Raw genomic sequence first — 5,565 nt, 5'->3', positions numbered from 1 at the left:
TTCCACCGCTACGCCGCGCCGCCATGGCGGCCCGCCTCCGCGGCGGAACCCGAAGCCAAATAGTGTCAGGGATGTCGCCGGTCTATTCTGTCAGGGATGTTTCCGGTTGAACACGCCTCTGACCTCCCCTCACCTCCCCCAACTGCGTTGGGGCCCCTTCCTCTCCCGCGCGCGGGAGAGGACAAAGCCCCGGCTTCCGCACCGGGGCCTTCAGGGGAGTGTGCAAGGGGACGTGACACGTCTTCTCCCGCTCCTTCAGCGGGAGAAGAAGGGACCCGTTGCGCCAGCAACGGGGAGATGAGGGAAGCCCGGGACTGATGCACCGCCTCGGCATGCCGCCGGAGATCAGCGTTGTCGACCCCGCATGAGGCTCATTCGGGCGCGAGTGCCGGATGCTGCTCGAAGACCGCGACGGGCATCTGCTCGTAATCGATGATGGCCCCCGTCATCATCCGCGCGGAGGGCGAGACAAGATATGCGACGAGCCCCGCGACGTCATCCGGCGTGATCAGGCGGCCTGACGGCATGCGCCGGCCGATCTTTTCCGCCCAATCTTGCGGCATGTTGTGAAAGCCCGTTTGCAGCGCATGCTCGCCCTCCGAATTCACCCAGCCCAGATTGATGGCGAAGATGCGGATGCCGTCCCGCGCCACCTTCTGCGCCGCGGAGCGGGTGAGGATGTTGAGAGCCGCCTTGGAGGCCGAATAGGTGGTGAGGTTTGGCGGGCCGCCGTGCGACAGCATGGAGGACATGTTGATGATGGTGCCCGCGCGGCTGGCGCGCATTGCCTTCACCGCCTCCTGCATCATGAACAATGGCGCGCGGACATTGACGCCGAACAAACGCTCGAAGGCCTCGGGGGTGGTGTCGTCAAGGCCACAGCGCTCGGTGTTGCCGGCGGCATTGACGAGCACATCGAGGCCGCCAAAGGCCGAAACGGCGGCGGAGACCGCGCGGGCCGGAAGCGTCACGTCCATCAGGTCGCCCGCCAGTGTCTCCACCCGGCCAAGCGCCTTGAGCCTTGACGCCGCCTCCGCCAGCTTCGCCGCACTGCGGTCCAGCAGCAGCACGCCGCTGAAACCCAGTTCCAGAAACCGCTTCGCCGCCGCGAAGCCAATGCCCTGCGCACCCCCCGTGACGAGCGCGTACCGTCCGTCTGACATCACCTTTCCCCGCTCTCTCCGGCGGCAAGCTTAGGCGATTTGCGGGGCGGCCTCAAACTGCGCAAACCATGCCCCGAACGCAGCGCCCGGCCTCAATAGGAGGCGGGCGTGCACCAGACGCGGCCCTGCTTGTAATCGATGCGGTAAACGCGCGAGGGGCGGCCGAACTCCTTGCTGCAAATCTGCTGGGCGCGCTCCATCATCTTCTGGCGGTCCGCGGCCGAATAATCGTCGCGGCCCTTTCTGTTGCTGCTGGGACCCGGGTTCCGTGTCTTCTTTTTGGTCACGGCGCTCTGCTTATTCTTTTTTGGCGCGGCCGTTTGCCCGACCTTGCATTTGCCGCCGGTCGAGCGCTGGCAGTCATTGGCCGCCTCGGCGGCTGACGTAGCGCACAGCACTACGGCAAGGAGGCCGGAGACGAAAAGCGCGGAGCGGAACATGGGGGTGCCTCTGGAGTTGACCTTTGGCAAGCGTCATACAAATGCGCCGGCGTTGCAAGCATGAATTCCATTGAGTTACCGTTTTCAGCGCAGTGGCGTTTCGGCGAGAGTCTTCAGCTTGGCCAGCGCCCGCTCATATTCGGCGCCCACCGTGCGGTCGATGCCGAGTCCGGCCCAGCGGTCGACCACGCCCGGAAGTGCTGACTGGAAAACCCAGGTCACCCGCGTTCCGGCGTCATCCGGAACGAGGTCCATGATGGCGGTGGAAGTTCCGAATCCGGTGTAGTCGGTTGCCGTTGCCACACGCACATCCGGCGTGGCCCCCGTCACCCTCAGCGTGCCGCTGCCGACCATCGGGTTGCCGGAGGCCCAGCGCATCACCTGGCCCACGCCTTCAGCCGGTCCCTCGAAGCTGAAGGCCGTGTGCGGATCGGTCTCGATCCAGGGCGACCATTCCGGCCAGCGGCGCAGGTCCGCGACGATGGCGTAGACCTTCTCAGGCGGCGCGGCGATGGTGATGGCGCGCTCCACCCGCGCCTCGCCCGGCAACATATAGGCGCCGCCATAGAAGATGACGGTGAGCGCCATGACGAGGAAGACAATGCCCTTGATGACGGTTTTCATGGGCAACTCAGAACCACAGCCGCGCCTTCCTGGCAAGGCCGGGTTGCCGGGCATGCGGCTTGCCACCGCACCCGTTCCTCGCGCAAGCTGCCGGACATGAGCTCAACAATCTTCGCCAAGGACTTCAAACCCCGCCCCTTCTGGTGGGAGGCCCATGAACCCAGGCCCCTGCCCGGGATTGACCTGCCCAAACAGGCGCGCGTCGTCATCGTGGGAGCGGGCTATGCCGGTCTCAACGCGGCCCTTGAGCTGAACCGGGAGGGGCTGGACTGCATCGTGCTCGATGCCAATGAGCCGGGCTTCGGCGGATCCTCGCGCAATGGCGGCATGGTGTCGGGTGGCGTCAACGTCGGCAAGCGCTACATGGCCAGGGCCATGACGGATGAGGAGGCCGCCCCCTTCCTCAACGACGCGGCGGATGCCTTCGCCCATGTCGAGAACCTGATCGCGCGCGAGGCCATCGACTGCGGCTGGCGGCGTGCCGGCTATTTCCTCGGCGCCTGGTGCAGGAGCCACTATGACGGCATGGCCCACAAGGTGGCGCTGCTGAACGAAACCGCGAAGTCGGAAGCCTATATCGTGCCGCCGGAGAGGCAGCGGGACGAGATCGGGTCCGACTATTATCGCGGCGGCATGGTGGTGGGGCGCGCGGGGCATTTGCACCCCGCTCTGTTCTTCAAGGGCCTGCTCGACCTTTGCCTGCTGCGCAACATTCCGATCGCCACGAAAACACCGGCGGTGAAACTCACCCAGACCGGCGCCGGCTGGCGGGTGGACACGCCGCGCGGCGCCATCGAAGCGGGCGACGTGATCATCGCCACCAATGGCTACACGGGCGATGTGACGCCGGAGCTGAAGCGGCGGGTGGTGCCGGTCGGCTCCTACATCATCGCCACCGAGGAGCTTCCGCCGGACCTCGCGGGGACCATCAGCCCGAAGAACCGGTCCTTCGCGGACACGCGGCGCGTGCTCACCTATTACCGCATGTCGCCTGACGGCAGGCGGCTGATCTTCGGCGGCCGCGCCAGGTTCGGCCACACCGATCCCGTCGAGACCGCGCCCATCCTCCATGGCTTCATGACCGACCGCTTCCCGCAGCTGAAGGGCACGAGGATCACCCATGCCTGGACCGGCAATGTGGCCTTCACGCTCGACGAGACGCCGCATATGGGGACATTCGACAACATGCATTATGCGCTGGGCTGCAACGGCTCGGGCATCGCCATGATGAGCTATCTGGGTCACCAGACGGCGCGCAAGATCGCGGGCAAGGTCAACCGTGTCTGCGCCTTCGACCGGCCGGAATTCCCGGACCACGCGCTCTATTCCGGCAACACCTGGTTCCTGCCCTGGATCGGGCGCTATTTCCGCACGCGGGACTGGATCGACCGGCGCTTCGGATGAGCCCCGCGGCGCGCGGGCAGAGCCTCAGCCGCATTTCGCCTGCATGCGCCACTTGCCGCCGGCATAGGTCGGGTTGGCCAGCAGCTTGCCCTTCTGCCCCTCGGGGCAGGCGAAATAGCCGAGCGCGGAGGTGGCCACCGCCACCGCATCCTTCTGCTGCGCCGGGCCCATGCCTGAGACCGCCATCTCGAACTGGTTCGGGCCCTTCGGGGAAAAATCCAGCCGGTAGGTCTTGCCATTGTAGAATACGGGCTCGCTGCGCGGCGCCATCGCCACCTGGTCTGCCGGCTTGTCGCGCGTCACGCGCACGCCGCTGTCGCCGCAGGCCGCGAGGCCCAGCGCCATAGCGGAGAGAATCAGGCCACGGCTGTATTTTTGCATGGCCGCCTTATGCCTGCCATCCCTTCACCGGGCAAGCGGGCTGACGTATAGGGGTGGGCATGACAGAGTTCGATCCCGCCGCCCTGCTCGTCGACCGCTCCCGGACCGCCGATGAAGGCGCCATCATCCGCATGTCGCAACGCGCCCGCGAACTCCGCGCCAGGGGCGCTGACGTCATCAGCATGACGCTGGGCGAACCGGATTTCGACACGCCCGGCAACATCCAGTCCGCCGCCACGGAGGCGATGCGGAAGGGCTTCACGCATTATTCGCCGGTGATGGGCATTCCGGAGCTGCGCGCGGCGCTGTCGAAGAAACTGAAATATGAGAACGGCCTCGACTATTCGGAGAGCGAGATCGTGCTGGCCAATGGCGCCAAGCAGGCCATCGCCAACGCCATGCTGTCGGTCATCGGGGCGGGCGACGAGGTGATCATGCTGGCCCCCTTCTGGGTGTCCTACGCGATCACCGTTCACCTGGCCGGCGGCACGCCGGTGGTGCTGCATGCGGGTGTGGAGGAAGGTTACAAGGTTTCGCCCGACCGCATCGCCGCGGCGATCACGCCCCGGACCAAGCTGATCGTGCTGAACTCGCCGTCGAACCCCTCGGGCGCGGTGTGGAGCAAGGCGGAGCTCGATGAGCTGGCCGCGGTGGTGCGCCAACACCCGCGGCTCATGGTGATGTCGGACGAGATCTACGAATACATCATCTTCGACGGCGAGATGCAGTCCTTCGGGGCGCTTCCCGGCATGCGCGAGCGGACGATCACGGTGAACGGCTTTTCCAAGGGCTTCGCCATGACCGGCTGGCGGCTGGGCTATGCCGCGGCGCCAGAGCCCATCGCCAGGGCCATGGCGCGCATGCAGAGCGCCATCTCGGCCGGGGCCAACCAGTTCGTGCAGCGCGCCGCCATCGCGGCGCTGGAAGGCCCGCGTGACGAGGTCCAGCGCATGCGCGGGCAATATCGGCTGCGCCGTGACATGGTGCAGGGCGGATTGAACGCCATTCCCGGCGTGCGGATGGGCAACATCCCCGCAACCTTCTATGCCTTCCCCGATGTCTCGGGCCTGCTCGGCAGGAAGGCCGGCAACCATGTGCTCGACACCACGGACGCGCTGTGTGACTGGCTGCTGGACGAGCACCACGTGGCCACCGTGCCCGGCACGGCGTTTGGCGCACCAGGATCGATCCGCTTGTCCTTCGCCTGCGGCGAGGCGGAGATCGGCAAGGCCGTGGCGCGGATGCGGAAGGCGCTGGAACCGCTGTCCTGAAGCGCTTTCCGGATTTCCCCAACGCCCGTCATCCCCGCGCCAGCCGGACCGAACCGTCCCGCCAGCGCATACCCCGGCCAGCCAGACCCACCCAGCCGGACCATGCGCCGGAGCACAGAGACATTATTCCTCTCCCCCGTTGGCAGGGCTATTGCATATGGGTTCCCTTCTCCCGTCCGAAGGATGGGAGAAGGTGCCCGAAGGGCGGATGAGGGCCTTTGTCCACAGATTCCGATGCGGAAAGAAGCCCTCATCCGGCCTGTCGGCCACCTTCTCCCATCG

The 5,565-nt window shown here is 66.3% G+C and carries 6 protein-coding genes; 2 read left to right on the top strand and 4 right to left on the bottom strand.

Going from position 1 to position 5,565, the window contains the following annotated elements:
• Nucleotides 1-371: 371 nt before the first annotated feature.
• From IOC69_RS13570 to IOC69_RS13560, 3 genes are all read right to left on the bottom strand, one after another.
• A complete protein-coding gene (locus IOC69_RS13570; RefSeq protein WP_290544093.1) occupies nucleotides 372-1,163 on the bottom strand; it encodes an oxidoreductase in 792 nt (263 codons plus the stop codon).
• A gap of 92 nt (nucleotides 1,164-1,255) precedes the next feature.
• Nucleotides 1,256-1,603, bottom strand: a complete 348-nt coding sequence (locus IOC69_RS13565; RefSeq protein ID WP_290544092.1) for a hypothetical protein — start codon at nucleotides 1,601-1,603, stop codon at nucleotides 1,256-1,258.
• 84 nt (nucleotides 1,604-1,687) lie between these two features.
• Entirely contained in the window at nucleotides 1,688-2,227 is a 540-nt protein-coding gene (locus IOC69_RS13560) for an SRPBCC family protein (RefSeq protein ID WP_290544091.1), read from the bottom strand.
• 96 nt (nucleotides 2,228-2,323) lie between these two features.
• Here IOC69_RS13560 and IOC69_RS13555 point away from each other — a divergent pair, with 96 nt between their 5' ends.
• A complete protein-coding gene (locus IOC69_RS13555) occupies nucleotides 2,324-3,631 on the top strand; it encodes an FAD-binding oxidoreductase (RefSeq protein ID WP_290544090.1) in 1,308 nt (435 codons plus the stop codon).
• A 24-nt stretch (nucleotides 3,632-3,655) separates the two neighbouring features.
• Here the strand turns inward: IOC69_RS13555 and IOC69_RS13550 are convergent, their stop codons facing one another.
• Entirely contained in the window at nucleotides 3,656-4,012 is a 357-nt protein-coding gene (locus tag IOC69_RS13550) for a hypothetical protein (protein ID WP_290544089.1), read from the bottom strand.
• A 59-nt stretch (nucleotides 4,013-4,071) separates the two neighbouring features.
• Here IOC69_RS13550 and IOC69_RS13545 point away from each other — a divergent pair, with 59 nt between their 5' ends.
• A complete protein-coding gene (locus tag IOC69_RS13545) occupies nucleotides 4,072-5,283 on the top strand; it encodes a pyridoxal phosphate-dependent aminotransferase (protein ID WP_290544088.1) in 1,212 nt (403 codons plus the stop codon).
• Nucleotides 5,284-5,565: the final 282 nt, after the last annotated feature.

The organism is Aestuariivirga sp., from assembly GCF_020252405.1.
GTDB lineage: Bacteria > Pseudomonadota > Alphaproteobacteria > Rhizobiales > Aestuariivirgaceae > Aestuariivirga.
This window is presented reverse-complemented; position numbering and strand designations above follow the sequence as displayed.

Bases quoted from the DNA above. Each gene is read 5' to 3' on its own strand.
- IOC69_RS13555 (WP_290544090.1), top strand. From the start codon at position 2,324: ATGAGCTCAACAATCTTCGCCAAGGACTTCAAACCCCGCCCCTTCTGG.
- IOC69_RS13545 (WP_290544088.1), top strand. From the start codon at position 4,072: ATGACAGAGTTCGATCCCGCCGCCCTGCTCGTCGACCGCTCCCGGACC.
- IOC69_RS13570 (WP_290544093.1), bottom strand. From the start codon at position 1,163: ATGTCAGACGGACGGTACGCGCTCGTCACGGGGGGTGCGCAGGGCATT.
- IOC69_RS13565 (WP_290544092.1), bottom strand. From the start codon at position 1,603: ATGTTCCGCTCCGCGCTTTTCGTCTCCGGCCTCCTTGCCGTAGTGCTG.
- IOC69_RS13560 (WP_290544091.1), bottom strand. From the start codon at position 2,227: ATGAAAACCGTCATCAAGGGCATTGTCTTCCTCGTCATGGCGCTCACC.
- IOC69_RS13550 (WP_290544089.1), bottom strand. From the start codon at position 4,012: ATGCAAAAATACAGCCGTGGCCTGATTCTCTCCGCTATGGCGCTGGGC.